19 protein-coding genes are annotated in these 26,834 nt (G+C 72.5%); 4 read left to right on the forward strand and 15 right to left on the reverse strand.

Annotation, left to right across the window (positions count from 1 at the left end):
• Positions 1 to 11 precede the first annotated feature (11 nt).
• The 4 genes from NEH16_RS04430 to NEH16_RS04445 form a co-directional block, all read right to left on the reverse strand.
• The gene (locus tag NEH16_RS04430; protein ID WP_265539387.1) at positions 12 to 3,356 is read right to left on the reverse strand and encodes an ATP-binding protein; all 3,345 of its coding nucleotides are present in this window, start codon (positions 3,354 to 3,356) and stop codon (positions 12 to 14) included.
• A 148-nt stretch (positions 3,357 to 3,504) separates the two neighbouring features.
• The gene (locus tag NEH16_RS04435; protein WP_265539389.1) at positions 3,505 to 6,330 is read right to left on the reverse strand and encodes an FG-GAP-like repeat-containing protein; all 2,826 of its coding nucleotides are present in this window, start codon (positions 6,328 to 6,330) and stop codon (positions 3,505 to 3,507) included.
• A complete protein-coding gene (locus NEH16_RS04440) occupies positions 6,330 to 8,894 on the reverse strand; it encodes a S8 family serine peptidase (RefSeq protein ID WP_265539391.1) in 2,565 nt (854 codons plus the stop codon). Before NEH16_RS04440 ends, NEH16_RS04435 begins: the two co-directional genes overlap by 1 nt.
• A gap of 207 nt (positions 8,895 to 9,101) precedes the next feature.
• Complete coding sequence (locus NEH16_RS04445; RefSeq protein ID WP_265539393.1) at positions 9,102 to 10,538, reverse strand: phytoene desaturase family protein; 1,437 nt, start codon at positions 10,536 to 10,538, stop codon at positions 9,102 to 9,104.
• A gap of 125 nt (positions 10,539 to 10,663) precedes the next feature.
• On the opposite strand from NEH16_RS04445, the gene NEH16_RS04450 reads away from it, so the two are divergent.
• Complete coding sequence (locus NEH16_RS04450; protein ID WP_265547063.1) at positions 10,664 to 11,467, forward strand: nucleotidyltransferase domain-containing protein; 804 nt, start codon at positions 10,664 to 10,666, stop codon at positions 11,465 to 11,467.
• 6 nt (positions 11,468 to 11,473) lie between these two features.
• Here NEH16_RS04450 and NEH16_RS04455 read toward each other — a convergent pair whose 3' ends face one another.
• Positions 11,474 to 11,905 carry a MarR family winged helix-turn-helix transcriptional regulator gene (locus NEH16_RS04455; RefSeq protein ID WP_242442045.1) on the reverse strand — a complete coding sequence of 144 codons (432 nt, stop codon included), beginning with the start codon at positions 11,903 to 11,905 and terminating at the stop codon, positions 11,474 to 11,476.
• Between the two features lie 91 nt (positions 11,906 to 11,996).
• Here NEH16_RS04455 and NEH16_RS04460 point away from each other — a divergent pair, with 91 nt between their 5' ends.
• Entirely contained in the window at positions 11,997 to 12,842 is an 846-nt protein-coding gene (locus NEH16_RS04460; protein WP_265539395.1) for an SDR family NAD(P)-dependent oxidoreductase, read from the forward strand.
• Here the strand turns inward: NEH16_RS04460 and NEH16_RS04465 are convergent.
• The 7 genes from NEH16_RS04465 to NEH16_RS04495 form a co-directional block, all read right to left on the reverse strand.
• Positions 12,828 to 13,667 carry an inositol monophosphatase family protein gene (locus NEH16_RS04465; protein WP_265539397.1) on the reverse strand — a complete coding sequence of 280 codons (840 nt, stop codon included), beginning with the start codon at positions 13,665 to 13,667 and terminating at the stop codon, positions 12,828 to 12,830. The two genes, NEH16_RS04460 and NEH16_RS04465, sit on opposite strands and share 15 nt — an antisense overlap.
• A 47-nt stretch (positions 13,668 to 13,714) precedes the next feature.
• Positions 13,715 to 14,995 (reverse strand): glycoside hydrolase family 16 protein, encoded by a 1,281-nt coding sequence (locus NEH16_RS04470; RefSeq protein WP_073965885.1) that lies wholly within the window; start codon positions 14,993 to 14,995, stop codon positions 13,715 to 13,717.
• A 280-nt stretch (positions 14,996 to 15,275) separates the two neighbouring features.
• Positions 15,276 to 16,184, reverse strand: coding sequence for an ABC transporter substrate-binding protein (locus NEH16_RS04475; RefSeq protein WP_265547064.1), 909 nt, complete (start codon positions 16,182 to 16,184; stop codon positions 15,276 to 15,278).
• Positions 16,094 to 16,957 (reverse strand): ABC transporter substrate-binding protein, encoded by an 864-nt coding sequence (locus NEH16_RS04480; protein WP_265539399.1) that lies wholly within the window; start codon positions 16,955 to 16,957, stop codon positions 16,094 to 16,096. The genes NEH16_RS04475 and NEH16_RS04480 overlap by 91 nt, the downstream gene beginning before the upstream one ends.
• A 53-nt stretch (positions 16,958 to 17,010) precedes the next feature.
• A complete protein-coding gene (locus NEH16_RS04485) occupies positions 17,011 to 19,098 on the reverse strand; it encodes an ABC transporter ATP-binding protein (protein WP_265539401.1) in 2,088 nt (695 codons plus the stop codon).
• The gene (locus tag NEH16_RS04490; RefSeq protein WP_265539403.1) at positions 19,095 to 19,955 is read right to left on the reverse strand and encodes an ABC transporter permease; all 861 of its coding nucleotides are present in this window, start codon (positions 19,953 to 19,955) and stop codon (positions 19,095 to 19,097) included. The genes NEH16_RS04485 and NEH16_RS04490 overlap by 4 nt, the downstream gene beginning before the upstream one ends.
• Before the next feature lies 1 nt (position 19,956).
• Positions 19,957 to 20,940, reverse strand: a complete 984-nt coding sequence (locus NEH16_RS04495; protein WP_073965889.1) for an ABC transporter permease — start codon at positions 20,938 to 20,940, stop codon at positions 19,957 to 19,959.
• Positions 20,941 to 21,205: 265 nt separating this feature from the next.
• Between NEH16_RS04495 and NEH16_RS04500 the strand changes: the two genes are divergently transcribed.
• Positions 21,206 to 22,270 carry a lipoate--protein ligase family protein gene (locus tag NEH16_RS04500; protein ID WP_265539404.1) on the forward strand — a complete coding sequence of 355 codons (1,065 nt, stop codon included), beginning with the start codon at positions 21,206 to 21,208 and terminating at the stop codon, positions 22,268 to 22,270.
• Here NEH16_RS04500 and NEH16_RS04505 read toward each other — a convergent pair.
• Both NEH16_RS04505 and NEH16_RS04510 read right to left on the reverse strand, forming a co-directional pair.
• Positions 22,267 to 23,751: an amidase gene (locus NEH16_RS04505; protein ID WP_265539406.1), complete on the reverse strand. Its 1,485-nt coding sequence runs from the start codon at positions 23,749 to 23,751 to the stop codon at positions 22,267 to 22,269. The genes NEH16_RS04500 and NEH16_RS04505 overlap by 4 nt on opposite strands.
• A 113-nt stretch (positions 23,752 to 23,864) precedes the next feature.
• Entirely contained in the window at positions 23,865 to 24,206 is a 342-nt protein-coding gene (locus NEH16_RS04510; RefSeq protein ID WP_073965892.1) for a hypothetical protein, read from the reverse strand.
• A gap of 261 nt (positions 24,207 to 24,467) precedes the next feature.
• On the opposite strand from NEH16_RS04510, the gene NEH16_RS04515 reads away from it, so the two are divergent.
• Positions 24,468 to 25,241 (forward strand): hypothetical protein, encoded by a 774-nt coding sequence (locus NEH16_RS04515; protein WP_265539408.1) that lies wholly within the window; start codon positions 24,468 to 24,470, stop codon positions 25,239 to 25,241.
• On the opposite strand, the gene NEH16_RS04520 is transcribed toward NEH16_RS04515, so the two are convergent.
• Positions 25,204 to 26,766, reverse strand: a complete 1,563-nt coding sequence (locus NEH16_RS04520) for an NCS1 family nucleobase:cation symporter-1 (RefSeq protein ID WP_265539410.1) — start codon at positions 26,764 to 26,766, stop codon at positions 25,204 to 25,206. The two genes, NEH16_RS04515 and NEH16_RS04520, sit on opposite strands and share 38 nt — an antisense overlap.
• Positions 26,767 to 26,834: the final 68 nt, after the last annotated feature.

Here is a 26,834-nt window from a genome sequence, read left to right on the forward strand (position 1 = left end):
GGACCGCCCCGCTACCGGGCGTCCGGCTCCGTTTCCATGAGCGCCCGCACCTCGGCCGCATGGGTCGCGCCCGCCGGGTAGGGCAGGGCGCGCACCATCTCTTCGGCGCGTCTCAACGCCTCCCGCGCCGCCGCGCCGTCGCCGAGCCGGTGCAGGGCCAGGGCGAGGACCGTCCGGGCGTCGGCCTCGGCGAGCCGTTCGCCGGTGCGCCCGGCCCGGGCCACCTCGTCGCCCGCGAGGCGCCGTGCGGCCTCGGGCCGGCCGCAGTGCAGCTCGGCCCAGGCGGCGAACACCGGCACGTCCCGCTCATGGCCCTCCACGGCACGGCGGGCATGGCCCGGAAGCCCGTCGCGCAGGGCGAGTTCGGCGCGGGCCGCCCGCACCTCGTGGCCCGCCTGCCGGTCCACGAGCCCCGGTGACGACTGCGCGCGGCCCAGCAGCGCGGCGGCGCCGGGCGCTTCCCCGGTGCGCATCCGGACCAGGGCGAGGGCCGCCAGGGTGTACGGAAGGCACCAGGCGTCGTCCTCCTCGGCGCCCGCGACCGCCGCCTCGGCGAGGGTGCGCGCGGTGCCGAAGTCCTCCAGGAGCAGCCAGAGTTCGGCGAGGTTGGCCCGTTCGAAGGCGGCGCTCGCCGGGTCGCCGGACTGCTCCGCGAGGTCGAGGGCCCGCTGCCCGGTGGCGACGGCCTCGCGGAGCTGGCCGCCCCGCCGCTCGTTCTCCCGCAGCGTCGAGAGCACCGAGCCGAGCAGGGTCGGGTCGCCGTACGCCTCGGCCGGGGGCAGGGCGAGGTCGGCCGCCTCGCGGGCCTCGTCCAGCCGGCCGCTGAGGCCCAGGATGCTGGCCCGCAGCGAGTGCGCCCGGGCCATCAGCCCCTCCCCCGCCCGGCCGGCCACCCGCCGCCCGGCGGCCACCGCCTGCTGGGCGGCCGGGTAGGCGTCCTCGTAGCGGCCCTGGATGCGGCACAGCACGGCCTGGGCCAGGTAGTGCCCGGCGGCGGGCTCCGGCGCGGTGTCGGGGGTGACCGGGTGCGCGGCCAGCACCTGTCGGCCGGCGTCGGGGAGGCCGGTGCGCCCCAGGGTGTCGGCGAGCCAGGCCGCCGCGAGCACGATGTCCTCGTGGTCGCCGCGCCGGACGAACTCGTCCAGGGCGAGGCGCAGCACCTCGGCGGCCTGGGCGAAGTTGCCCATGCGGCGCAGCACCTGGCTGTGGGCGAGGCGGGCCCGGGCGGCGTCCACGTCGAGCCGGGCGACCAGGTCGCGGTAGTAGCGGTCGGCGGTGTCGTTGGCGAAGAGGGCGGCGGCCCGGGCGGCGGCGCGGCGCAGGTACTCGGCGGCGCGCGGGTCGTCGGCGCGGGTGAAGTGCGAGGCCAGGGTGTCCACGGCGTCGGGGCGGCGGCGGAGCACGGCCTGCGCGAAGGCGCCGTGCAGCTGCCGGCGGCGGATGGCGGAGAGCTTCTCGTAGCAGGTGAGCCGGACCAGCGGGTGGCGGAAGGTCAGCCCCGCCTCGTGCCGGCCGCCGACCAGGATGTCCCGCTCCTCGATGAGCGAGGCGGCCATGGCACGTTCCAGCGCGTCGGTCGCGGCGCCTCCGGTGACGGCGGGGTCGAGCCCGTGGGCCGCGACGTCGAGCAGCTCCGACAACGATGTCTCCGGTCCGGCCACGGAGAGCGCCTCGACGATTCTCCGGGCGTGGGGGTCGAGCCGCGCCAGCCGGTCCGCGACGAGCTGCCGGACGCCGTCCGGGGCGACGGTCCCGGCGCCGTCGGCCATGCCGTGGGCCAGCTCGACGGCGAACAGCGGGTTGCCGAGGGAGAGTTCCCAGATCCGGTCCGGGGTGCCGGTGGCGGGGGCTGCGGCCGGCCCGACCGTATCGCGTACGACGGCGAGGCATGCCTCCTGGTCCAGGCGCGGCACGTCCTCGCGGACGGCGAGGCCCTGGCGGGTCAGCGAGGACAGGCCGGCGGAACGCGGGTCGCCGTCGGGTATCTCCTCCTCCCGGCACGTCACGAGGAACCGCCAGCCGTCCGTCTGCGCGGCGCGCCGGGCCAGGTGGCTCAGCAGCTGGAAGGAGCCCAGGTCTGCGGCGTGCAGGTCGTCCAGCACGATCAGCACCGGCTGCACGGCGGCCAGTTCGCCGAGCAGCGCGGCCGTGGCGCGGAAGAGGCGGTCGCGCTCCTCCTCGGGGCTGCGTTCGGAGTCGGCGCGGACCCGGCCGAGCGCCGGCAGGAACGCGGCCAGTTCCGGGTACTCGCCGCCGACGCGGGCGCGTTCCGCCTCGTCGCGTTCGGCGAGCCAGCCGTCCAGGGCCTCGGCGAAGGCGCCGTACGGGGTGTGCCCCTCCGCGTCGTGTCCGCCGCCCCAGAGGACGGCGGTGCCGGAGGCGGCGGCCTGCCGGGCCACCTCGCCGACCAGCCGGGTCTTGCCGACGCCCGCCTCGCCGGTGAGCACGGTGACGACGGCGGGCCCGTCCGCCGCGAGCAGCCGCCCGAGCACGGCCTCGCGCCCGCGCAGCGGACCGGCGGCGGGGACCCGGAGCGAGGCGGGCAGGGAGGGCGCGGACGGCGGTCCGGCGGGCTCCGCCGCGAGTGCGGCGCGGTGCAGGCGCTCGGTCTCCGGGCCCGGCCGTACGCCCAGTTCGGCGTCGAGGGCCGCCCGGCAGACGTGGTACTGGCGCACCGCGCGGCGGCGCAGCCCGAGCCGGGTGAAGGCGTCGATGAGGACGCGGTGGGCCAGCTCCTCGGCGGGGTTGTCGTCCAGGAGCCGTTCCGCGAGGGTGACCGCTTCCTTCGGCTCGCCGGCCCGGAGGTGGGCGTCGGCGAGGGCGAGGAGCAGGCGCTCCTTGAGGTCGGTGAGCTGGGAGCGGCGGCCCTCGGCCCAGTCGGCGTAGCGGTCCTCGGGGAGGAGTTCGCCGGAGAAGCGGTCCAGGGCCTCGCGGAGACCGTCCGCACCGCCGGCGGCGAGCGCGGTCCTGGCCTCCTCCTCGGCGCGGTCGGCGTCGATGCGGACGCGGGCGGGGTCGAGGTGGAGCAGCCCGCCTTCCGAGAGGAGGTACGAGGAGGTGGCGCGGGAGGCGAGTTCCGGCTCCAAGGCCCGGCGGGCGGCGTGCAGGGCGACGCGCAGGCTGCCCTGGGCGGCCTGCGGGTCGGTGTCGGGCCAGCAGACGTCGATGACCTGCTCGCGGTGGAGCCGGTGTCCGGGTACGACGGCGAGCAGCTTCACCAGGGACTGCGCGGTCTGCCTCGGCCAGCGCTCGGCCAGGGCCGGACCGCCGTCGCGGGTCACCCGGAATCCACCGAAAAGGCGTATGTGCACCAGGGGCGGGGCCTGGTCCGTGCTGTGTGTGTGCCGCTCGCTCATGAGGCGCCCACTTTAACCGGGCGCGCCGCCGCCCCCTCCGGCGAGTGCCGGAGGGGGCGGCGGGACGGGGTGACCGCCTGGGCTCAGGAGAGCTTGAGGGCGATCGTGTAGGGGGTGCTGCCGTTGGGCACCGAGTAGCCGCCGCCGATCAGCTCCGCGGTCTGGTTGACACCTCGGTCGTCGAAGTTGAGCATGACGACCTCGTCCTTGCCGTCACCGTCGAGGTCGCCCGTGACGTAGTTGCGGGCGGCACCGGCGTGCGCCTTGCCGAGCTGCTGGGGTACTGCACCTCGCCGGGGAGGATGGCGGGGTCCCAGAGGTAGACGCCGCCGCTGCCGCCGGTGGCGAGCACCTTCTCGCCGTTCGGGGCCGTCACCCAGGTGGCGAACTGCGCCGGCGGCGTCAGGAAGACGAGGTCCTCCGCGCCCCCGGCCTTGAAGGAGTAGAGGGCCGCGGTGCCGGACGCCAGCAGGGCGCCGTCACCGTCGAGGTAGTTGCTGTGGGTCCACAGACCGCCGGTGACCTTGGTGTTCAGCACCTCACCGGTGCGGCCGTCGCGGATCTCCGCGACGTTGAACGGGCTGAACGCGTCGGTGCCGCCGAGTCCGGAAGGCGCCCAGACGACCCAGGTGTAGACGACGGCGTGGCCGTCCGCGTACGGGATCGCGGGCGAGGCGTACACCGCGTTCGTGAGCAGGCCGCCGCGCACCTTGCCGTCCTGTGCGGTGGCCGGGGCCTTCGGGGCGCCGTCCCAGCCGAGCGCACCGTTCTCCGCGTTCAGCTGGACGGCCCGCATGGCGGGGGCGGCCAGGTCGAACGAGTCCTCGCTGGTGTACTGCACGTACACCTTGCCGTCATTCGTCGACGGGTCGGAGAACTGGACGTCCCCGGCGCTCTCGGGCGCCGCGTAGGTCCACAGCGCCTTGCCGTTGCCCTTGTAGACGCGCAGGGCGTCGGTCGGGACGAGGATGTCGGACTTCTTGTCGCCGTCGACGTCCGCGAGCGCCACGGAGCGGACGAACTGGCCGCCGCCGTCGATGGTCTTGAGGACGGCACCGGTCCGCGAGTCGATGACCACGACCGCGCTGTCCGCGGCCACGACGATCTCGGGGGTCTTGTCCCCGGTGACGTCGGCGGTCTCGATGCGGTGGACCGCGCCGGGCAGCGTCGCCCGCCACAGCATCTTCGGCTTGCCCGCGAGCAGCGAGGTGCCCGAGTAGGCCCAGAGGCCGTTGGAGGTACCGCCCTCGACGAGGTCGTCCTTCTTGTCCCCGTCGACGTCCACGGTCTTGCCGTAGGCCATGGCGCCCTGAAGCGGCGTCAGCTGCTCCTGGGTGCCGTCGGTGAAGGCGTAGGTGCGGACGTTCTGGTCGGCGTCGACGACCCGGATGTGCCGGCCGCTCTTGTCCTTGAACACGTCCTGGAAGGTGGGCGACGCGGTGGCGCCCTTCGTCTGCCAGCTGACCTTGCCCTTGCCGGAGAAGACCGTCAGGGAGGCGAAGCGGCTGCCGGGGTTGACGGCGGTTCCGGCCTTCGCGTCGTCCGAAGCGGCGGCGACCAGCTTCTTCCCGACCACGTCGAGCTTCCAGGTGCTGGGCCCGTCGTGGCTGTTGGCGGGGTCGCGCTTGGTGGTGTGCTGCCACAGCGCGGTCTCCGGGTCGTCGCCGTCGAGGACGCGGATCGTGCTGGAGTTGACGAACAGCGAGTCCGTCAGCGAGGACTCGCTGACCGCGTACTCGGCGCCGCCGTTGCCCGTGAGGTCGCCGACCGTGAAGGCGGTGGGCAGCACGTTGACGCGGGAGTCGAGCGTGGTGCGGCGGCCGTCCGAGAGGTCGTACGAGACGATCTCGTAGCGGACCCCGTCGGTGTAGTCGGACTGCTCCACGGCGACGAGCCGGCCGCGGCCGTCGTCCACCCGCAGCTGACGCACGTACAGCGGGCTGTCGGTCTGCCACCGCACCGTGCCGTCGTTCATGTCGAGGACGAGGGTGCGCCCGCTCGCGGTGGTGGTGGCGGTCTTGCGGACGTTCCACGCCACGGCGGCCTTGCCGCCACCGAGGTCCTGGAGGGCGGCCCAGGTCGCCGGACCCGTTTCGCCGGTGTCGTACGTCCAGGTGCTGGACTCGGCGAGCTTGCCGTCGGCGTAGCTGAACCGGGTGCTGGTCAGCTTCGCCGTGCTGCCCGCGGGGGCGGACGAGTTGTACGCGGGCGAGTCGGCGACGAGCAGCGCCCCGTCCACTATCTTGACCTGGCTCGCGTACGTGTAGAACTTCGACCAGACCGTGTTCCCGGTCGTGCCGTCGAGGATCGTGACGAAGGTGCCGGAGGTCAGCGTGGTGCCCGGGATGCTCACCCCGACCGGCGGGTTCATGCCCAGGTCGGCGGTGAAGACCAGGTCGGGCACGCCGTCGCCGGTCAGGTCGCCGGAGTCGTAGCCCTGGTCGGCGTTGGGCGTGAAGGTGCCGACGGCGTTGTAGCTCATCTGCACGTGCGGGGGGTAGATCTCGCTCTCCCACACCCGCAGCGGCTTGACGCCCCAGCCCGCGTACAGCGAGTCGACGGAGCGGGTCCACTGCTCGGTGCCGTCGGCGGTGGTGCGGGCGGCGTGGCCGTTGCTGTGCAGGGTGAAGTAGTCACCCTTCTTGTTGCCGACCGGCACCGTGGCCGCCAGGCCGGTCACGTTCTCGATCTGCGACGTGTTCTTGACCGTGATGTCGGCGGCCGCGTCGGTGGAGGTCTTCGGGCCCGCTCCGGTCCCGTCACCCGTCTTCTCCGCGTCCGACGTCGCGGCGTCGGCCTGCGGGTCCACCCGCATGCGGTCGGCCAGCTTCTCGGCCTGGGCGTTCGTCAGGCGCAGGGCCTTGCCGGAAGCGGAGTCGGCGGCGAGCGCGTGCGGGGCGGCGGTCAGGGCGAGGCCCGCGGCGGCCAGTCCGGAGGCGAGCCGCAGGGCCCGTCGCGAGTTGTGGGCTCTCATCACTTGTCTTCCTGCGTGAAGTGAACGGCCGAGCCGGCGGTGATGACCGACTGGTCGAAGGAGTACTGGAGGGCGTCGTCGCCGGTCTGGTTCTCGATGCCGACGGTCGCGCTCGTGCCGCGGTCGGGGACGGTCTTGAACTGGACGGTCACCGAGCCGGTGGCCTCGTCGAAGACCGCCTCGAAGGTGGCGCGGCCGGCGGTGCCGTCGGCGTAGGCGGCCTTGTTCCACACGATGGCGAAGGAGCGCTTGCCCTTCGAGCCGGTGACCGCCGTCTGCACGGTGGACTTCTTGTCCAGGACCAGGTCGTCCCAGAGGGCGGCGACGGTGCCGTTGGGGCGGGCCGCCGAGGGGAGCGCGGTGTTGGCGTAGTCGCCGATCCGCGGCTCCAGGAAGTCGACCAGGCCGTTCGTGGTCACGGACGCGCTGGTGTACGCGACGCCGTAGTGCTTGACCGGGAAGGGCAGCGCGATCGTCTTGGCGTCCTCGTCACCGGTGAGCGCCACCTCGGTGGTGCCCTTGATCCAGGAGTACGTGGCCGGGGTGCAGGTGTTGCCGTGGGCGTCGGACAGCGCCGGCAGCTTGATCTTGGCGGTCTCGTCGCCGTCCACGGTGAGCGCGCCGTGGTAGGCGCCGTTGCAGAGGACCGGGGCGCTCGGCGTGACGCTCAGGGTGTAGCTGCCGTTGGAGACCTCGGGCAGCGTGAAGGCGCCGCTGGTGTCGGTCTTCACGGGCGCGACCGGGGAGCCGTCGACGGCGACCGTGGCCTTGGCGAGCGGCCGGCCCTGGACGTCGTAGACGGTGCCGGAGACCTTGTGCGAGTCGACCGCGTCGAGCGTGAAGTCCTGGGTCAGGGCCTGGCCCTTGGTGACCTGGATGCCGGTGACGGTCTTCGGCGCGTAGCCGTAGCCGCTCAGGGCGAAGGAGTACGTGCCCTCGGCCAGCGTGAGGCGGTAGGCGCCGCCCGCGACGGTGTTGACGATGCGGGAGGTGCCGGCGGCGTCGGTGGCCTTGATGTTCAGGCCGGTCAGCGCCTTGCCGGTGGCGGCGTCGGTGACCGTGCCGGTGACGGTGGCCGCGGTGTGCGGGGCCTTGTCGACGGAGGCGAGGATGTCGAGCTTGCCCTCGCCCCAGACGTTGTTGGCTCCGGCGGTGCCGCCGCAGTGCGTGTCGTCCACGTCGATCGCGCCCTCGTCGAGCAGCGCGCGGGTGCCGTCGATGTCACCGATCAGCGAGGGGGCGGCGGACCAGAGCAGGGCCACGGCGCCGGCGACGTGCGGGGTCGCCATCGACGTACCGGAGATGGTGTTGTACGAGCTGCCCGGCCAGGTGGAGCGGACGTCGACGCCGGGCGCCGAGATGTTCGGCTTCTGCGAACCGTCGACGAGCGAGGGGCCGAATCCGGAGAAGTTCGCGATCTTGCCCTTGGAGTCGTAGGCCCCTACGCCGTAGGACGTGACCTGCGAGCCCGGCGGGTGGGTCGTGGAGCAGGTGACACCGTCACCGTCGTTGCCGGCGGCGAACGCCTCGAAGATGCCGGCGGAGTTCCATGCCTTGACGACGTCCTGGTAGAAGGTCGTCGTGGTGTCGTCGGAGCCCCACGAGTTGTTGACGATGTTCGGCGCGAGGTCCGGGCGCGGGTTCTGCCCGTTGTGGTCGGTCGGCGCGAGAATCCACTGGCCGGCCAGCAGCAGGGTGGAGTCGTCGCACAGGTCCGACTGGCAGCCCTTGGCCGCGATCCACGTCGCGTTCGGGGCGACGCCGACGCCGCCCTTGCCGACCATGGTGCCCATGGTGTGGGTGCCGTGGCCGTTGTTGTCGCAGGGGGCGCTCGTGGGGCACTGACCGCTGGCGTCGTACCAGTTGTAGTCGTGCGTGAAGGAGCCGTCCCCGTTGTTGCCCCGGTAGTTGCCGACCAGGTCCGGGTGGTCGTACTGGACGCCGGAGTCGACGTTGGCGATGACGATGCCCTCGCCGCGGTCCCGGTAGTCGTCCCAGACCCGGTCGGCCTTGATGTCCTTGACGCCCCACTCGGGGGTGGCTTCCTCGGCCGTCGCGGCCTCGGTGGCGGCCTTCAGCGCGGCCTTCGTCTCGGCCGCGGTGGGCTTCGACCCGCTGTCGTCCAGCTTGTAGTGCTGCTCCTTGACGATGCGCTCGACGTCCGAGCGCTTCGCGAGCCGCTCCACGAGGTCCTGGTCCCCCGTGACCTTGACCGCGTTGGCGATCCAGAAGTCCTGGTGGCCCACCTTCTCCTTGTCGAGGAAGGTGTTGAGGGACTGCTGGCTCTTGTGGGCCTTCGCCTTCAGCTCGTCGAACGCCGACTTCGCCCGCGCGGCGTGGCCGTGCTTGCGCTGGGCGGTCGTGAGGTCGGCCTTGTCCTTGAGGACGACGAAGAACGACGTCTCGCCGCCCTTGTCCACGGCCTTGAGCAGGGCGGAGTCGACCTGGGCGGTCGGGCCGTCGGCGGCGGCCGCGGACGGGGGGCCGATCAGCAGGCCCGTGACGGTGAGCGCTGCTGCCGCCCAAGCAGCGGTTCTCCGCCGGGGCGATCGGGACAGGTGCATCAAGATGCTCCTCCAGGAACGGTACGGGGGAGCCCGCACGCTAGGAGGGCGGCGTTACTCGGGCATTACAAGCCAGCCCGCGCCAGCGTTTCCGCAGGTCAAAGAGGTTCATAGACAATTCTCAGCCAATTCCGCGCACGGCTCGCGTTACGCGCGGACGTGTCCGTTCGGCCCCCCGCCCGCGACGCGGCGGTCCGACACGCCCCCTCAGCGGCGGCGGCCCGGCTCCCCCGACGCGCGCAGCCGCCGCCAGACCGCCTTGGCCGCGTGGTGGCCGGACATGCCGTGCACGCCGGGGCCGGGCGGGGTCGCCGAGGAGCAGAGGAAGACCGCCGGGTGCGCGGTGGCGTACGGGACGCGGGCCAGTTTGGGGCGGATGACGGTCTGGAGGCCGGCGAAGGCGCCGCAGGCGATGTCCCCGTCCACGTAGTTGGCGTTGCGCTGCGCGATGCCGGGCGGACCGGCGACCGCGCGGGCGAGGACCAGGTCGCGGAATCCGGGGGCGAACCGCTCCAGCTGGCGTTCGATGACCTCGGTCGCGTCGCCCTGCCAGCCCGCCGGGACATGCCCGTACACCCAGAAGACGTGCTTGCCCTCGGGGGCGCGGGAGGGGTCCACCAGGCTGGACTGCGCGGTGATCAGGAAGGGGGCGCGGGGGTCGCGGCCGTCGACCGCCCGGTGCAGGGCGTCGTCGATCTCGCCGGCGGTGGGGCCGATGTGCACGGTGCCGGCCCGGCGGGGCTCCTCGGCGGTCCAGGGCACCGGTCCGGACAGCGCGTAGTCGATCTTGAAGCAGGAGGCGCCGTAGCGGTACCCCTGGTAGGCGCGGCCGAGGCCGGCGATCCGGGCGAGGGCGGCCGGCGAGGTGTCGAAGACATAGGCGCGGGCGGGCGGCAGTTCGTCCAGGCGCTTGACCTCCGTACCGGTGGTGATCGTGCCGCCCAGCTCTCGGAGGTACGAGGCGAGGGCGTCGGAGATGGCCTGGGAGCCGCCGCGCGGAATGGGCCAGCCCCGCTCATGGGCGGCGAGCGCGAAGAGCAGGGCGATGCCGCCGGTGGCGATGCCGTCCGCGGGCGCGATGGCGTGCGCGGCGAGGCCGGCGAGCAGGCCGCGCGCCTTCTCGCCCCGGAAGCGGCGGGAGAGCAGGGTGGCGGGCTGGATCGCGTCGAGCCCGAACCGCGCCCAGCGGTACGGGTCGCGGGGCAGCCCGTCCCACGGGGTGCGCAGGAAGTCCCGGGCGAGGGAGTCCCAGTGGCCGAGGTAGGGGGCGAGGAGCCGGCGGTAGGCGCCCGCGTCCCGGGGGCCGAGGGACATCGCGGTCTCCCCCACCGAGGCGGCGAGCACGGCGGCGGTGCCGTCGGGGAAGGGGTGGGCGAGGGCCAGGTCGGGCTGGATCCATTCCAGGCCGTGCCGGTCGAGGGGCATCGCGTCGAAGGCCGGGGAGCCTATGGCCAGGGGGTGCACCGCCGAGCAGGGGTCATGCCGGAAGCCGGGGAGCGTCAGCTCCTCCGTACGCGCGCCGCCGCCGACCGCCGGCGCGGCCTCGAAGACCTGGACGGCGAAGCCCCGGCGGGCCAGTTCGACTGCGGCGGTCAGTCCGTTGGGGCCCGCGCCCACCACGACCGCATCGAGCATCGACGGCACCTTCGGACTCCTTTGTCAGCCGACGGTCGGAGCACCCAGGATATTCGCAGGCACCGACAGCCGGGGGCGGGTAGTGTCCTCGCCCGATGACCTCAGACAACTTCGCGGGCCCCGCCGATTCCGGAATGACCGCCCGGGTCGCCGAGATGGCCGCCCGGCTCACCCGAGTGCCCGGCATCCGGGCCGTCCTGCTCGGCGGCAGCCGGGCCCGGGGCGCCCACCGCCCGGACTCCGACTGGGACCTGGGCGTGTACTACCGCGGTACGCCGGACACCGCCGCCCTGTCCGCACTGGCCGCCGCCTTCCAGGGCTCCCCGGTCGAGGTGACCGGCCCCGGCGGCTGGGGGCCCTGGGTGAACGCGGGCGGCTGGCTGACGGTGGACGGCGTCCAGGTCGACTGGATCCTGCGCGACCTGGACCGCGTCGAGGCGGTCTGGGCCGACTGCCGGGAGGGCCGCTACGAGGTGGGTGTCCAGCCGGGCCATCCGCTGGGCTTCTGGTCGCCCGCGTATCCGGGCGAGGTCGCCCTCGGGCGTGTACTGGCCGATCCCGGCGGGGAGTTGACCGCCCTGAAGCGGGAGACCTCGGTCTATCCGGAGCCGCTGCGCGAGGCGCTGGCCGACGCGGCCTGGGAGGCGGAGTTCTCCGTCGTGGGCGCCCGCAAGTCGGCCCCGGCGGGCGACCGGCTGCACGTCTCGCTCTGCCTGTCCCGCGCCTTCGGCATCCTCGCCCAGTCGCTCCACGCCCACCACCGCACCTGGTGCCTCAACGAGAAGGGCGCCCTCGCGGCGACCGCCGCCCTCCCCGACACCCCGCCCGGCTTCGCGGACCGAGCGGACGCGGCGCTGCGGGGCCTGGACCCGGCGGCGGTGGAGACGGCGGCGGAGCTGGTGCGCGAGGTGCGCGAGGTGCTGGCCGCCGCTCCCTGACCGGGCTCAGTCCGCGCGGATCGCGGTGACGCAGCGGGCCAGCAGGTCGCGCAGCGTGTCGCGTTCCCCGGGGGTGAGCGCGTCCGCGATGCGGCGTTCGATGCGGACCGCTCGTTCGTCGGCCCGGCGCAGGGTCTCCGTGCCGGCCTCGGTCAGGCGGGTCTCCAGCATCTTCTGGTGGTAGGGGTGGGCGGACCTGGCGATCAGGCCGCGCTCCTCCAGATGCTTGAGCACCCCGGCCATCGCCTGGGGCGTGACCAGGCACTCCCGTGCGAGGGCCGCGCCGGAGATTCCGGGGCTGGCGGAGAGCGCGAGCAGCGCCGCGTACTGCGCGACCGTGAGGTCGGCGTCCTTGAGCGCGGCGCTCTTGGCTGCCATGAGGGCCTGCTCGGCGCGCTTGATGTCCAGGCCGAGGCGTTCACCGGCGGTCATTCCCATGGTCGCGAGCGTACAGGGGCCGGATATACAGCAGGATCCGAACTCAAAGCAAGCATGGAATGTGTATCAAGTTCCTGATATAACTCAACCCATGGATACCTACACGGCACCCGACACCTTCCACGGAACCGTCCTCATCACCGGCGCCACCCAGGGCCTCGGCCTCCACCTCGCCCGCGACCTGGCCGGGCGCGGCGCGACACTGCTCCTGCACGGCCGCGACCGCGCCCGGCTCGACCGGGCCGCCGCCGAGGCGCGGGAGCTCTCGGCCGGCCGGGCCGAGGTCCGCACGTATCTCGCGGACCTCTCCGACCTCGACCAGGTCCGGGCCATGGCCGCCGCCGTCCGCGCGGCCGAACCCCGGCTCGATGTGCTCGTCAACAACGCGGTGGCGGGCGGCGGCAGCGAACCGCTGCGCCGCGAATTCGGCGCGCAGGGCCACGAACTCCGGTTCACCGTGAACTATCTGACGCCGTATCTGCTCACCAAGGAGCTGCTGCCGCTGCTCTCGGCCTCGGCGCCCGCGCGGGTGGTCCAGGTGGCCTCGATGGGCCAGGCTCCCGTCGATCTGGACGACGTCATGATGGAGCGCGGTTACGAGGGGCTCGAGGCGTACCTCCGAAGCAAGCTCGCGATGATCATGTCGACGTTCGACCTGGCCGAGGAGGAGACGGCCCGCACCGGCGTCACCATCAACGCGCTGCACCCGGCCCATCTGATGGACACCGAGGGCGTGCGCGCCTACGGGCTGACGCCGGCCGTCTCCATCGAGGAGGGGGTGCGCCCGACGGTGCGGCTGATCGCCGACCCGGCGCTCACCGGTGTCACCGGCCGCTACTTCGACCGGTTCACGGACGCCCGGGCGCACGACCAGGCGTACGACACCGAGGCCCGCAAGCGGCTCACCGCGCTGACCCGGGAACTACTGGGCCTCTGAGCGGCCTTCCCGCAGCGCCGCCAGGACGCGGTCGGCGGTCGCGCGGTCGCGGGCGGCGGTGAAGGGCAGGGCGTTGCCCCCGGCGATACGGAACGGCTCGCCGGACAGCGTGGACTGCGTGCCGCCCGCCTCGGCGACCAGCAGGAGCCCCGCCGCGTGGTCCCACGCGTACTCCCAGCTGAACGCGACGGCGTCCAGCTCGCCCCGGGCCACGGCGAGGTATTCGAGGCCCGCCGAGCCGCAGGGGCGGGCGGCGAAGCCCTCGGCGCGCAGGCCGAGCAGGGCCGCCTTCTGCTCGTCGGTGGTGTAGTCGGGGTGGGACATCGCCACCCGCAGCACGGCGTCGGGCGCGGGCGATCCGGCGTGGATCGGGGTGCCGTCGACCCGGGCGCCCCGGCCGCGTACGGCGACGGCCATCTCGTCCAGGGCGGGGGCGTAGGTCCAGGAGGCCAGCAGCTCGCCCCGGTGGGCGAGGGCGACCAGGGTGCAGAAGCCGGGCTCGCCGCGCACGAACTGGCGGGTGCCGTCGACCGGGTCCACTATCCATACGGGTGCGTCGCCGCCCAGCGCCTCGTACACCTTCGGGTCGGCGTGGACGGCCTCCTCGCCGACGACGACCGAGCCGGGCAGGAGCCGGCCGAGGGAGGCGGTGAGGTGTTCCTCGGCGCGCCGGTCCGCGACGGTGACGAGGTCGTGCGGGCCGTTCTTCTCGACCACCTCGTGGGCGGCGAGCTGCCGGTAGCGGGGCATGATCTCGGCGGCGGCCGCTGCGCGGACCGCCGCCTCGATGTCGGTCAGGTCACCGGCGAGGAAGGCATCGATCATGCCCCCAGCCAATCATGGCCCTCCGGGGTGCCGGAGGGCCGGGCCGGTCAGCCGTTGACCGTCCACTTCTGGTTGGCCGTGCCCGCGCAGGTCCAGATCTGCAGCCGGGTGCCGTTGGCCGAGTTGTTGCCCGTGACGTCCAGGCACTTGTTGGCCTGGGGGTTCACGATGTCGCGGGCCCCGCTGACCGCCCACTTCTGCGCGGCCGATCCGTTGCAGTCCCAGAGCTGGACCTTGGTGCCGTCCGCCGTGCCGCCGGAGGCCACGTCGAGGCACTTGCCGAGTGCCCGGATCGTGCCGTCGGAGCCCACGGTCCACTTCTGCGCGTCGGTGCCGTTGCAGTCGTAGAGCTGGACCGGGGTGCCGTTCGCGGTGGCGGCGGCGGCGACGTCCACGCACTTGCCGGCGAGTCCGGTGATCCGGCCGCCCGTGGCCGGGGGCTGGCTGTCGTTGGTCGTGACGCGGACGTGGTCGACCACGAGCTGGTTGGGGAAGGCGGTGCTGCCGTCGGGGTCGCCGGGCCAGTAGCCGCCGACCGCCAGGTTCAGGATCAGGAAGAAGGGCTTGTTGAACGCCCAGGCGTTGCCGTTGGTGTCGGCGGGGGTGCGGCGCTGGTAGACGTTTCCGTCCACGGACCAGGTGATGGAGTTGGGCGCCCAGTCCACCGCGAAGGTGTGGAACGCGTCCGCGAACGCCTGGCCGTTCGGCAGGGTGTAGCCCGCGCCGATGCCGCCGGAGCCGGAGTAGCCCGGCCCGTGCAGGGTGCCGTGCACGGTGGAGGGCTCGAAGCCGACGTTCTCCATGATGTCGATCTCACCCGAGTTGGGCCAGCCGACCTGCCCGATGTCGCTGCCGAGCATCCAGAAGGCGGGCCACATGCCCTGTCCGCGCGGGATCTTCATGCGCGCCTCGACATGCCCGTACGCCTGCGTGAACTTGCCGGACGTGTTCAGCCGCGCGGACGTGTACTGACAGGTCCCGTACCAGCACTGGTAGTTGGAGGGGTTCTCCTTGCGGGCGGTGATAACCAGGTGGCCCTGTCCGTCCAGCGCCGCGTTCTTGTTGCCGGAGGTGTAGTACTGCCGCTCGTGGTTGTTGACGTTGTCGCCGGTCTCGATCTGCCACTTGCTGCCGTCCACGGCCGAACCGGCCGCACCGTCGAACTCGTCGGAGAACGTCGTCGTGGCGGTCGCCGCGGCCTTCGACATGGGCGCGGCACCCGCCGAGGAGGGCCCGCCGGTGCCGGCCAGCCCTGCGGTGGCCAGGGCGAGAGCGAGTGCCGGGAGTACGGAGCGCAGCAGGCGCCGCGAAAGGCGTGGGGAGTCCATGACTCTCCCTTCCGGTGTGTATGGGGAGGGAAGGGGAACCCCGCCGTGCACATAGGGCATGCGCATGACAGGTCGAGCACACACAGTGGAGCGGACACGGTGGAGCAGGCATGGGGCACTTGGTTCGCTACGTGATTTAAGAAGTGAAGAAAGGCGGTGTCAAGACTTTGGTACGGACCACAGGAGTCGAAGCGAGGAAAGGGCCCGCGCGCACCGACGGCCCTCGGACACGGGGAACATGTCCGAGGGCCGTCGGTTCAGCGCCCCGAGGGGCCGGACGTCACTTCTGCCAGCCGACCGTCTCCGGCAGCGGGGTGTAGAAGATCGTCGCGCCGACGTTGGCGAGGCCCTTCTTCACGCCGTACGTGGAGGGCCCGCTGAACAGGGGCAGGAAGGCGTACTCCTGGAGCGCCTTCTTCTCGACCTTGTTCACCGCCGCCGTCTGCTCGTCCAGGTCGGCGATCTCCGTGGTGGCGCGGATCTCCTTGTCCAGGGCCGGGTTGCCGGAGCCGGTGATGTTGGAGTCGCGGTCCGAGCAGTAGAAGTCGCACAGGTAGCGGGCGCCGAACGGGTCCATGGAGCGGTTGCCCGACAGGAACAGGTCGAACCTGCGCTCGCTGATGGTCTTGGCGAAGTCCGCGTCGTCGCCCTTCCGGATGTCGAGGTGGATACCGGCCGGCTTCAGCATCGCGGCGAGGGCCCCGGCGGTGGCCTTGCCCAGCGGGTCGTCGCCCAGGAGGGTGTAGCCCACGTCCAGCTTCTTGCCGTTCTTGACGCGGACCCCGTCGGAGCCGGGCTTCCAGCCTGCCGCGTCGAGCGTCTTCTTCGCCTCGGCCGGGTCGTACGTCAGGACGGCCGACAGGTTGTCCTCGTACCCCTTCTGGAAGCTGTAGAGCACGGCCGAGCCGGGCAGCGGCTCCTTGTAGTCGAGCCCCTGGAACTGGATCTTCGCGATCTGGGCGCGGTCGACGCTCTGCTGGATCGCCTTGCGGACGGCCTTCTCGGAGAGGACCGCCGACTTGGTGTTGAAGTACAGCGAGTACTCGAAGGGGCTGCCGCCGCTGCGGATCTCGGTGCCCTTGAGGCCCTTGACCTGCTTCAGGCTCTCCGCGTCGACGGCGGAGGTGTAGTCCAGCTGGCCGTTCTTGAAGGCGTTGACGCCCGCCGTGGACTCCAGGTTGACGTACACCCGCTTGTCCAGCTTGCCCTTCCTCCCCACCACTTGGGGTTGCGGACGAAGGTGATGTTGCCCGAGTGGGTGTCCCACTTCCCGACCGTGTACGGGCCCGCGCCCCACTCGGGGTGGGCCTTCTTCACGTACGCCTTGTTGAAGTTCCCGACCGTCGCCGCCTCGGGGTGCAGGAAGGTCGTGAACAGGGTGGACCAGGAGGCGTTGACGCCCTTGAAGGTGATGACGGCCTCCTTGGCGTCCCTCCCCTTCGCGACGGAGGTGATCTGGTCGTAGCCGTCCGTGGAGGAGGCCGCGAACTCCTTGTCCGAGCCGTTGTTGGCCTTCCAGGTGGCCTCGATGGCACGCCAGTCGATGGGCGTGCCGTCGTTGAAGGCCGCCTTCGGGTTGATCGTCAGGACGACCTTCTGGTTTCCGCCGTCGACGGTCACCTTCACATCGCTGTAGTAGTCCTTGTTGTACTGCACGTCGCCGGTCGGCGAGTACGTGATCGCGTCGGCGTTGTACCAGCCCCAGACCCGGGAGGCGGTCAGTGTGGCGTTGACGTTGAAGGGATTGCCCTGGTCGTCGAAGGTGCCGACGGTGGTGTACGTGCCGCCGTCCTTGATGTTCTCGTACGGCTGCGGGTTGTAGTCGACGGCGGCAGACGCGGCCTTGGGCGCGTTCTTGCCGCCGCCGTCGGAGCCGTCGCTCCCGCCGGAGGACTGGCACGCGGTGGCGGCGACGGAGACGGCGGCGATCAGGGCGACGGACATGGCCAGTCTTGCGCGCATGGCGGAGTGTTCCTTCTGGTTCGAGGGGCGGGGAAGCGGATGGGGCGAGTGCCTCAGACGGCGTGACAGGCGTACGTGTGGCCGGGCCGCCCGGCCACCGGGGAGGCCGCGGGCCGTTCCGTACGACAGCGCTCGCGCACCTCCTCGCCGGCCAGCCGGTACAGCGGGCAGCGGTCCACGAAGACGCAGCCGGAGGGCAGCCGGGCGGCGCTCGGCTGTTCGCCCTCGAGGACCACGCGTTCGCGGGTGCGCTCGCGCTCCGGGTCCGGGACCGGGATCGCGGACAACAGGGCCTTGGTGTACGGGTGTTTGGGGTCGGCGAACAGCGACTCGGTGTCCCCGGTCTCCACGATGTGCCCGAGGTACATCACCGCGATCCGGTCGGAGACGTACCGGACGACGGCGAGATCGTGGGCCACCACCAGGTAGGCCAGGCCGAGTTCGCGCTTGAGCCGGGCCAGCAGGTTGATCACGCCCGCCTGCACGGAGACGTCCAGGGCGGAGAGCGGTTCGTCCAGCACGAGGAGCCTGGGCTCGGTCGCAAGGGCCCGGGCGATCCCGATCCGCTGGCGCTGCCCGCCGGAGAGCGCGGCCGGGAAGCGGTCGCTCACCGCCTCGTCCAGGCCGACCAGCGCCAGGAGTTCGCGGACCCGGTCCCGGGTGGAGGCGCGGTCCCGGCCGATCGCGCGCAGGGGTTCGGCGAGCAGTTCGGAGACGGGCAGCCGCGGGTCGAGGGCGCCCATCGGGTCCTGCATCACGATCTGGACATCGCGGCGCAACTCCCGCAGCCGGGAGCCGGATGCGGCGGTGCCCACCTCGGTGCCGGCGATCTCGATCCGGCCGCCCTCGGGCCGCCTCAGCCGCAGGATCTCCAGCAGGGTGGTGGTCTTGCCGCTGCCGGACTCCCCCACCAGGCCCAGGGTCTCCCCGGACCGCAGCTCGAAGCCGACCCCGTTGACCGCGCGCAGCGTCCCGACGCGGCGTTTGAGGACGGCGCCCTTGGTGACCGGGAAGGTCTTCACCAGGTCCTCGACCCGGAGCACCACATCCCCGGCGGGCGCGTCGCGCTCGGCTTCAGCGCCCTCGTCCGGCGACGCCCCGCCCGTCGGATCCAGCTCCCCGGCGGCGATCTCGTCCGCGCGCAGGCAGGCCACGTCGCCGTGCCCGGTGACCGCGCGCAGGGCGGGCTCGTCCGTGCGGCAGGCGTCGAGCGCGACGGCGCACCGGCTCGCGAAGGGGCAGCCGGCCGGGAGGTCCACCAGGGCGGGCGGTTCACCGCCGATCGGGACGAGGGGGCGGCGTACCCCGCTGTCCACGGTGGGCACGGCGGCGAGCAGGCGCGCGGTGTACGGCATCACGGGGCGCGCGAACAGCTCGTCCACGCCCGCCCGCTCCACGAACCGGCCCGCGTACATGACGGCCACGTCGTCCGCGTGGCCCGCGACGACTCCGAGGTCGTGGGTGATGAGGACGAGCCCGGCGCCGGTCTCCTTCTGCGCGAGGCGGAGCACGTCCAGGATCTGGGCCTGCACGGTGACGTCGAGTGCGGTGGTCGGTTCGTCGGCGACCAGGACGGACGGTTTGTTGGCGATGGCCATCGCGATGACGACGCGCTGGCGCATGCCGCCGGAGAACTCGTGCGGGAAGGAGGCGGCGCGGGCGCGCGGGTCCGGGATGCCGACCAGGTCGAGGAGTTCGACGGCCTGTTCCCGGGCGGCCCGCTTCGTCAGGTCCTGGTGGACGCGCAGGGCGTCGGAGAGCAGCCGGCCCACGGTGAAGATCGGGGTGAGCGCGGAGAGCGGGTCCTGGAAGACCATGCCGATGGAGTTGCCGCGGATCGCGGACAGCTCCTTGTCGGTGAGGCCGACCAGGTCCCGGCCGCCCAGCAGCACCTGGCCGCTGGTCGCGGCGGTGGGCGGGAGGAGGCCCATGATGCCCATGGCGGTGGCGGACTTGCCGGAGCCGGACTCGCCGACGATGCCCAGGGTGCGGCCGGGCAGCAGGTCGAAGCCGATGCCGCGCACCGCCTCCACGGGGCCCGCCTCGGACGGGAAGGTGATGTGCAGGTCGCGCACCGAGAGGGCCGGGGTGACGGCGTCTCCGGGCGGCGGGGCGGTGGGCAGGGTCGTCGCGAGGGTCATCGTCGGCCTCCTGCCGCGCCGGTCGTGGATGTGGGGTCGAGGGCGTCGCGCAGCCCGTCGCCGACGAAGGTCATCGAGACGGTGAGCAGGACGACCAGGCCCGCGGGGAAGGCGAAGAGCCAGGGCGCGCTGGTGACGGTGTTCGCTCCGTCGGCGAGCATCGTGCCGAGCGAGACGTCCGGGGTCTGGACGCCGAAGCCGAGGAACGACAGCGCGGTCTCGCTGAGGACGGTCGCCACGACGCCCAGCGTCAGGTTGACGATGAGCAGCGAGCCGAGGTTGGGGATGATGTGGCGCAGGATGATGCGGGCCGGGCTCACCCCCATGAACTCGGCGGCCGTGATGAAGTCCCGCTCCCGCAGCGAGGTCGAGACGGACCAGATGACCCGTGCGGTGGACATCCAGCCGAACACCGTCAGGACGACGATGAGCACCCGCCAGTCACCGGCGAGCCGGTGGGAGACCAGGGCGAGGATGAGGAAGGAGGGGACGACCAGCAGGAAGTGGATGACTGCGAGGGTCGCCTTCTCCACCCGGCCGCCGAAGTACGCGGCGCTGGAGCCGATGACCGCGGCGACGACGATGGTCAGGACGGAGACGCTGACCGCGATGACCAGGGAGCGCCGCAGACCGTGCACGGCGGAGGCGTAGATGTCGTTGCCGCCCTGGTTGGTGCCGAACCAGTGCGTACCGCTCGGCGGTTGGGTGAGCGCGGCGAAGTCGGCGTCCGAGTACGCGTACGGGGTGAGGAGTCCGCCGAACACGCTGAAGAGCACGAGGAGTACGAAGATCGCCACACCGGCGACGGCGAGCCGGTTGCGCAGGAATCGCCGCGCGTAGAGCCGTTGTACGCCCATGTCAGCTCACCCTCACCCGGGGGTCGAGGAACACGGTGGCGATGTCCGCGAGGATCGCGCCGATCGCGGTCAGGGCGGCGGCGAAGGCGGCCGTGGCGACGGTGCCGTGGATGTCGTTCTTGCTGATGGTCTGGATGAAGTAGCGGCCCATGCCGTTCCAGCCGAAGATCGTCTCGGTGATGACGGCGCCGGTGAAGATCGCCGGGATGCTGAACGCCACGGAGGTCGCCGTGGGGATGAGCGCGGTGCGCAGGGCGTGCCGGCGGATCGCCTGGGCGCGGGTGAGCCCGGTGGCCCGGGCGGTGCGGACGTAGTCGGCGTTGAGGGTGTCGAGCAGCAGCGAACGCTGGGTCAGGTGGTAGCCCACGTAACCCATCAGGGTCAGGGTGAGGGTGGGCAGGATCAGGTGGAGCACGCGGTCGCCGATGGTGGGGAGCAGCCCTTCGACGTTCGGCGAGTTCTCGCCGGCGACGTAGAGGAAGTGCAGCCCGGCGTGCTGGTTGAGCCAGATCGCGACGAAGACGACGGCGAGCGCGGCGACCGAGGTGGGCACGTTGAACACGGCGATGGAGATGGCCTGCGAGACCCTGTCCGCCCAGCCGTACTGCCGGGACGCCGTGTAGACACCCAGGGCGACTCCGATCAGGACGGAGAGGAGCGTCGCCATGACGACCAGTTCGGCGCTGACGAGCGAGCGGTAGCCGATCTCGCCGTTGACGGAGACACCGGTGGGCGACATGCCCCAGTCGAAGCGGGTGACGACGCCGGTGAGCCAGTCCCACCACCGCTGCACGAGCGGCACCGACGGGTCCAGGTGGTACGGCGCGAGCGCCCGGTCGATCTGGGCCTCGGTGCGGACGGGCCGCAGTTCCTTGAAGTTCGACCGGGGGTCCAGGAACCAACTGGCCAGGAAATAGGTGGCGTTGGTCGCCACCACGATCATCAGGAGCCAGCCCGCCGCCTTGCGCGTCACATGGCGCAGCACGGGTGGCACCTCCTCGCGCACAGGGGACGCGCCATGGGGGCGCAGGGTCTGGGGGGCGTATGCATGCGCGGTGGTGCTTTCTGGGGGTCGGGAAAACGTTGCACAGACGTGCGAGCGTCAGTCTGGTGCGGGCTGCGGCGCCGGCACCAGACCCGGAGCCCTCCCGCCACGACCTCGCAATACCCCCGTAGCAAACGGGCCGGACAGATCATGTTTTGTACGTGAGCGGGAGTTTTCTGTTCGTAGGCGGAAGTGGAGGCAGGACGTGCACGGTGAGTACAAGATCCCCGGCGGCAAGCTGGTCGTGGTGGACCTGGAGGTCGAGGGCGGCGCCCTGCGCGACGTCCGGGTGGCCGGTGACTTCTTCCTGGAGCCGGACGAGGCGATCCTCGCGATCGACGCGGCCCTGGAGGGCGCCCCGGCGAACACCGACACGGTGGCCCTCGCGGCCCGGATCGACGCGGCGCTGCCGGAGTCGACGGTGATGCTCGGCCTCACGTCGGAGGGTGTCGCCGTCGCCGTACGCCGGGCGCTGGCGCAGGCCACGGAGTGGAGCGACTACGACTGGCAGCTCATCCACGACGCCCCGCAGTCCCCGGCCCTACACATGGCCCTGGACGAGGTCATCACGGCGGAGGTGGCGGCGGGCAGGCGGCCGCCGACGCTGCGGGTGTGGGAGTGGGACGCCCCGGCGGTGATCATCGGGAGCTTCCAGTCACTGCGCAACGAGGTGGACGCCGAGGGCGTCCAGCGCCACGGTGTCACGGTGGTCCGGCGGATCTCCGGCGGCGGCGCGATGTTCGCGGAGCCCAGCAGCACCATCACGTACTCCCTCGCCGTGCCGCAGTCCCTGGTCTCCGGGCTCTCCTTCGCGGACAGTTACGCGTATCTGGACGACTGGGTGCTCGAAGCGCTCGGGGACATGGGCATCAAGGCGTGGTACCAGCCGCTCAACGACATCGCCACCGAGGTCGGCAAGATCGCCGGCGCCGCGCAGAAGCGCGTGGTCGGCCCGGACGGCGGCCCCGGCGCGGTGCTGCACCATGTGACCATGTCGTACGACATCGACGCCGACAAGATGCTGGAGGTGCTGCGCATCGGCAAGGAGAAGATGTCGGACAAAGGCACGAAGAGCGCCAAGAAGCGCGTGGACCCGCTCCGCCGGCAGACCGGCCTGCCGCGCCAGGCCGTCATCGAGCGGATGATCGAGTCCTTCCGCAACCGGCACGGCCTGACCCGGGGCGAGGTGACCCCGGAGGAGCTGGCCCGGGCAGAGGAACTGGTCCGCACGAAGTTCGCGAACGACGAGTGGACCGCCCGGGTGCCTTAAGGGTTTGTGTTCCGGAGGACCGGCCGGTGGTCCTGCCAGCGCAGCTCCGCCTCCAGCTGGGCCGCCAGCGAGACGAGCCGTTCCTCGCTGCGCGACGGGCCGAGGAGCTGGGCGCCGACCGGCAGGCCGTCCGGGGTGAAGCCCGCCGGGACGTTGACGCCGGGCCAGCCCAGCACGTTCCACGGCCAGGCGTACGGGCATGCCTCGGTCATCGCCACATCGGTGCGCCAGGCGCTCAGCCCGTCGAACCGGCCGATCCGGGGCGGCGGCATCGCGGTCGTCGGGGTCAGCAGCACATCGAACCCGGCGCCGCCGCGTCCGTGGTGGAACAGCGCCCCGATCCGCCGGTGCTGGTGCACCTCGCGAGCCCGGGCCGCCCGCACCACCCTGCCGCCCAGCCGGGTGCCGGTGCGCAGGGCGGAGCGGGTGCGCGCGTCCAGGAGCGCCGGTTCGGGGTGCAGGGCGGCGAGTTCGGCGATGCCCGCGGTGGCGCGGGGCACGAAGCCGAGGCCGATCAGCCCGTAGCGCGGCCGGGCCTCCACCACGTCGTGGCCGAGCCGGGCCAGCGCCTCCGCGAGCGCGGTGACCGCGCGGCGCACGTCGGGGTGGGGTGCCGTGCCGGTGAGGGTGAGCGGGGGCCGCCAGGCGAGCGCGATGCGCAGCCGGCCCGGGTCGCGGCGGGCGGCGGCCGACGCGTCGACGGGCGGCGGGCGGTGCGGGTCCTCGGGGTGCGGCCCGGCGACGGCGTCGAGCAGGAGAGCCGCGTCCTCGACGGTCCTGGCCAGCGGGCCGTTGACGGTGAGGCCCTGGAAGGCGTCGCTGTGCGGGTGCACCGAGATCCGGCCGCGCTGCGGTTTGATGCCGACCAGGTGGGTCCAGGCGGCGGGGATGCGGACGGACCCGGCGCCGTCGGAGCCGAGGGCGGCGGGCACCAGTCCGGCGGCGACGGCGGCGGCCGAACCGCCGGAGGAGCCGCCCGGAGTGTGGTCGGTGTGCCAGGGGTTGCGGGTGGCGCCGAACGCGGCGCCCTCGGTGAACGGCCACTGGCCGAGCTCGCAGGAGTTGGTCTTGCCGACGATCACGGCCCCGGCCGCGCGCAGCCTGCGTACGGCCTCGCTGTCGGCGGGCGCCGCCGCCCGCTCCCCGGCGCAGCCGAAGTAGGTGGGCATCCCGGCGACGTCCGTGTCGTCCTTCACCGCGACGGGCACCCCGAGCAGCGGCAGCCGCTCCCCCGCCGCGAGCCGGCGGTCGGCCTCGGCGGCCTCGGTGAGCGCGGGCTCGGCGCGCAGGTGGCGGAAGGCGTTGAGGGTGCCCTGGCTCGCCTCGATCCGGGCCAGCGCGGCGGTGACGAGTGCGGTGGAGGTGGTCCGGCCGTCCGCGAGGGCCCGCACGCTGTCGGCGAGGCCGCGCGGGGCGGGGTCCGGGGCTTCCCGGTCCGGTACGGGGTCCTCGGCCGTTCGGGTGGTCGGAGCTGAGGACATGGGCGGCTCGCCTCCTCGTACCGTCGGGTGCGTGCGTGCACCTCCCGCGCGAACGGACTTACTGGAGGGTAACGAGTGGGCGCGCCGCCCTCAACCGTGCGGGACGAAGGTCCTTACGGCTGCACGCTGATCTCGCCGATGCCCGTGCCGAGTCCCGCACAGTGCGCGGTGGACTGGCCGGACTGGCCCGGGGCGAGGGTGACGTGCTCGCCGTCCACGTCGGGCGACCAGCCGCAGACCAGGTGCACCCAGAAGGTCTGGGTGGTGGAGCCGTTGTTCCGGCACAGCGCGTAGCCGGTGTAGTCGTCCACGGCGTGCTTGCCGGTGTCGCAGGACAGGCCGGGCGGGGTGGCTGAGGCCGGGGCCGCGACGGCGAGGCCGCCCGCCACGGCGAGGGCCGTGGCCAGGCCGGTGACGGCGGCTCGGCGGGACAGGCTGCCCAGGATCTTCTTCATGGCTCCCTTTCGGTGGTGACCGCCCGTGACCGCCGGGACGGCACGCGCGCGGTCGCGTACGACTCTGGCGCGGGCGGACTCCGGAGCGGGCCGCCCGCGGCCTGCCTAACCCGGGAACGCCGGGAAACGTCACGCTGTGTAGATGCCGCCGGGGTGCCTTGCGCCGAACGGGCGGCGTTCACTCCCCCGGCGTACGCTCGACTGGTCCGGACCGCAGCCGTCCGGAAGCCCCACGACGACCCTTCGCACCGAGGAGGCGACGTGACCGGTTCACTACTCGGCACCCGCCCGGCCGCGTGGGCCGCCGCGTTCCTGATCGGCGCCGGCGGTACCGGCGCCCTCGGCGGCGTGGCCCATGCGGAGGACATCGACCATCTCACCGCCCAGCAGATCGCCGACCGCTCCAGGGACGCGCTGCTCGGCGCGGAATCGCTGCATGTGTCCACGCGCGGCGACCTGGGCAAGGGCACCCCGTCCATGTCCCTGGACTTGGCCGTGGACCGGTCCGGCAACTGCAACGGCTCGGTGGACCTGGGCCGGAGCCACGGCTCGGTGCTGATCGTGAAGCGCGGTGACGACGTGTGGCTGAAACCGGACGCGGACTTCTGGAAGAACCAGGTGCCGAACGGCGGTTCGGCCTTCGCGGCGATCGTCGGCGACCGCTATCTGAAGGCCCCCGCCGACAGCCCCCGGCTGCGCGCCCTGACGAAGGCGTGCGACCTCAACACCTTCCAGAAGCTCGTCAGCGACAACGCGAACGACGACACCGGCACCCTCAACAAGGGCCCGAAGACCACCATCGACGGCACGTCCGTGGTGCCGCTGACCCGGATGCGCGGTGACATGACGCTGACGGTGGACGTGGCGGCGACCGGCAAGCCCTATCCGCTGCGGCTCTCGTTGCACGGCGGGGACGGCACGGACGCGGTGGTGAACCTCTCGGACTTCGACCAACCGGTGCCGAGGAACACGCCGTCGCCCGCCGATTCGTACGATGTCAGCGCGCTGCTGAGCCGGACCTCCGCTCCGTCGTGACGCCCGCCATCAGTGCCACGTACACCAGGAGCGAGGCGGCGAGGCCCACCGCCCAGCCGTAATCCGCGAGCGGCTTCAGGAACGGGATGACCCCGTCCGAGGGGAACGGGCCCTCCCCCGGCTTCGAGTGGGAGCCGCCGACCGCGAGGACACCGCCGACCGCGAACGCGGCGACGGCCCGCCAGTTCCAGCCGCCCGTGTACCAGTAGCGCCCGCCGGGCCGGTAGAGGTCCGCGAGGTCGAGCTCGGTGCGGCGGACGATCCAGTAGTCGGCGATCAGGATGCCCGCGACCGTACCGAGCAGCCCGCCGACCAGGCCGAGCCAGGTGAAGATGTACAGCTCGGGCGTCTCGGTGAGCTTCCACGGCATGATGACGACGCCGACGACCCCGGTGATCAGCGCCCCCGTACGGAAGTTGATGAACTTCGGCGCGAGGTTCGCCAGGTCGTACGCGGGTGAGACGACGTTCGCCGCGATGTTGACGGAGATCGTCGCGACCAGGACGGTGATCAGGGCGTAGAGGAGTCCGAAGACGTTGTCGGTGTGGGCGACGAGCTCGACCGGGTCCCAGACGGCCTTGCCGTACACTGCCTGCGAGCCGGAGGTGACGAGCACCGAGAGCAGCGCGAACAGGGTCATCGTGGTGGGCAGTCCGAGCGATTGGCCCCGGATCTGGGCCCGTTGGCCGGCACCGAAGCGGGTGAAGTCGGGGATGTTCAGGGAGAGCGTGGCCCAGAAGGCGATCATGCCCATCAGGGACGGGAAGAAGACGGGCCAGAAGTCCTTGCCCCAGCCCAGCTCCGACGGCTGGTCGAGCAGCGGCCCGAAGCCGCCGGCCTTCACCGCGATCCACACCAGGAGCACCAGCGCGCCGACGATGACGAACGGCGCCGCCCAGTTCTCGAAGCGGCGCAGCGCGTCCATCCCCCGGTAGATGATGGCGAGTTCGAGCGCCCAGAAGAGGACGAAGCACAGCCAGAGCGTCCAGGGCTGCCCGCCGATCTCGGACGCCTCGGCCCAGCCGCCGAACACCTTGCCCAGCAGCGTGAAGATGCCGACGCCGCCGATCCAGGTCTGGATGCCGAACCAGGCGCAGGCGACCGCCGCCCGGATGAGTGCGGGGAGGTTGGCCCCGCGCAGCCCGAACGACGCCCGGGCCAGCACCGGGAAGGGGATGCCGTATTTGGGCCCGGCGTGGCCGGTGAGCAGCATGGGCCCGAGCACGATCAGGTTGGCGAGCGCGATGGTGAGGACGGCCTGCTTCCAGTCCATGCCGAGGGCGACGAGGCCGGAGGCGAGCAGCCAGGACGGGATGTTGTGGGCCATGCCGACCCACAGCGCGGTGAAGTTGTACGTGGTCCAGACGCGCCGAGCGAGCGGGACGGGCAGCAGGTCCGCGTTGACGAAGCGGTTGTCGTCGGGGACGGCGCCGGCGGCGAGCTCGACGCGGTCGGAGGGGTCGGAGGGGTCGGCCGGTATGGGTTCCGGCGAGGGGGACGGGGACGGAGGTGCGGTCGATGTCATGGCGGCTGGACCCTTCGCTCGGGGCGGTGCCGTGCGGGGCGGGGCGCGGGGGGTTTCGCGTACGACCG

This window comes from Streptomyces drozdowiczii (assembly GCF_026167665.1).
In the GTDB taxonomy this organism is placed as follows: domain Bacteria; phylum Actinomycetota; class Actinomycetes; order Streptomycetales; family Streptomycetaceae; genus Streptomyces; species Streptomyces drozdowiczii_A.

Excerpts from the sequence above, each read along its gene's own strand:
- NEH16_RS04430 (WP_265539387.1), bottom strand. The coding sequence starts at position 3,356 with ATGAGCGAGCGGCACACACACAGCACGGACCAGGCCCCGCCCCTGGTG.
- NEH16_RS04435 (WP_265539389.1), bottom strand. The coding sequence starts at position 6,330 with ATGAGAGCCCACAACTCGCGACGGGCCCTGCGGCTCGCCTCCGGACTG.
- NEH16_RS04440 (WP_265539391.1), bottom strand. The coding sequence starts at position 8,894 with ATGCACCTGTCCCGATCGCCCCGGCGGAGAACCGCTGCTTGGGCGGCA.
- NEH16_RS04450 (WP_265547063.1), top strand. The coding sequence starts at position 10,664 with ATGACCGCCCGGGTCGCCGAGATGGCCGCCCGGCTCACCCGAGTGCCC.
- NEH16_RS04455 (WP_242442045.1), bottom strand. The coding sequence starts at position 11,905 with ATGGGAATGACCGCCGGTGAACGCCTCGGCCTGGACATCAAGCGCGCC.
- NEH16_RS04460 (WP_265539395.1), top strand. The coding sequence starts at position 11,997 with ATGGATACCTACACGGCACCCGACACCTTCCACGGAACCGTCCTCATC.
- NEH16_RS04465 (WP_265539397.1), bottom strand. The coding sequence starts at position 13,667 with ATGATCGATGCCTTCCTCGCCGGTGACCTGACCGACATCGAGGCGGCG.
- NEH16_RS04470 (WP_073965885.1), bottom strand. The coding sequence starts at position 14,995 with ATGGACTCCCCACGCCTTTCGCGGCGCCTGCTGCGCTCCGTACTCCCG.
- NEH16_RS04480 (WP_265539399.1), bottom strand. The coding sequence starts at position 16,957 with ATGCGCGCAAGACTGGCCATGTCCGTCGCCCTGATCGCCGCCGTCTCC.
- NEH16_RS04485 (WP_265539401.1), bottom strand. The coding sequence starts at position 19,098 with ATGACCCTCGCGACGACCCTGCCCACCGCCCCGCCGCCCGGAGACGCC.
- NEH16_RS04490 (WP_265539403.1), bottom strand. The coding sequence starts at position 19,955 with ATGGGCGTACAACGGCTCTACGCGCGGCGATTCCTGCGCAACCGGCTC.
- NEH16_RS04505 (WP_265539406.1), bottom strand. The coding sequence starts at position 23,751 with ATGTCCTCAGCTCCGACCACCCGAACGGCCGAGGACCCCGTACCGGAC.
- NEH16_RS04510 (WP_073965892.1), bottom strand. The coding sequence starts at position 24,206 with ATGAAGAAGATCCTGGGCAGCCTGTCCCGCCGAGCCGCCGTCACCGGC.
- NEH16_RS04520 (WP_265539410.1), bottom strand. The coding sequence starts at position 26,766 with ATGACATCGACCGCACCTCCGTCCCCGTCCCCCTCGCCGGAACCCATA.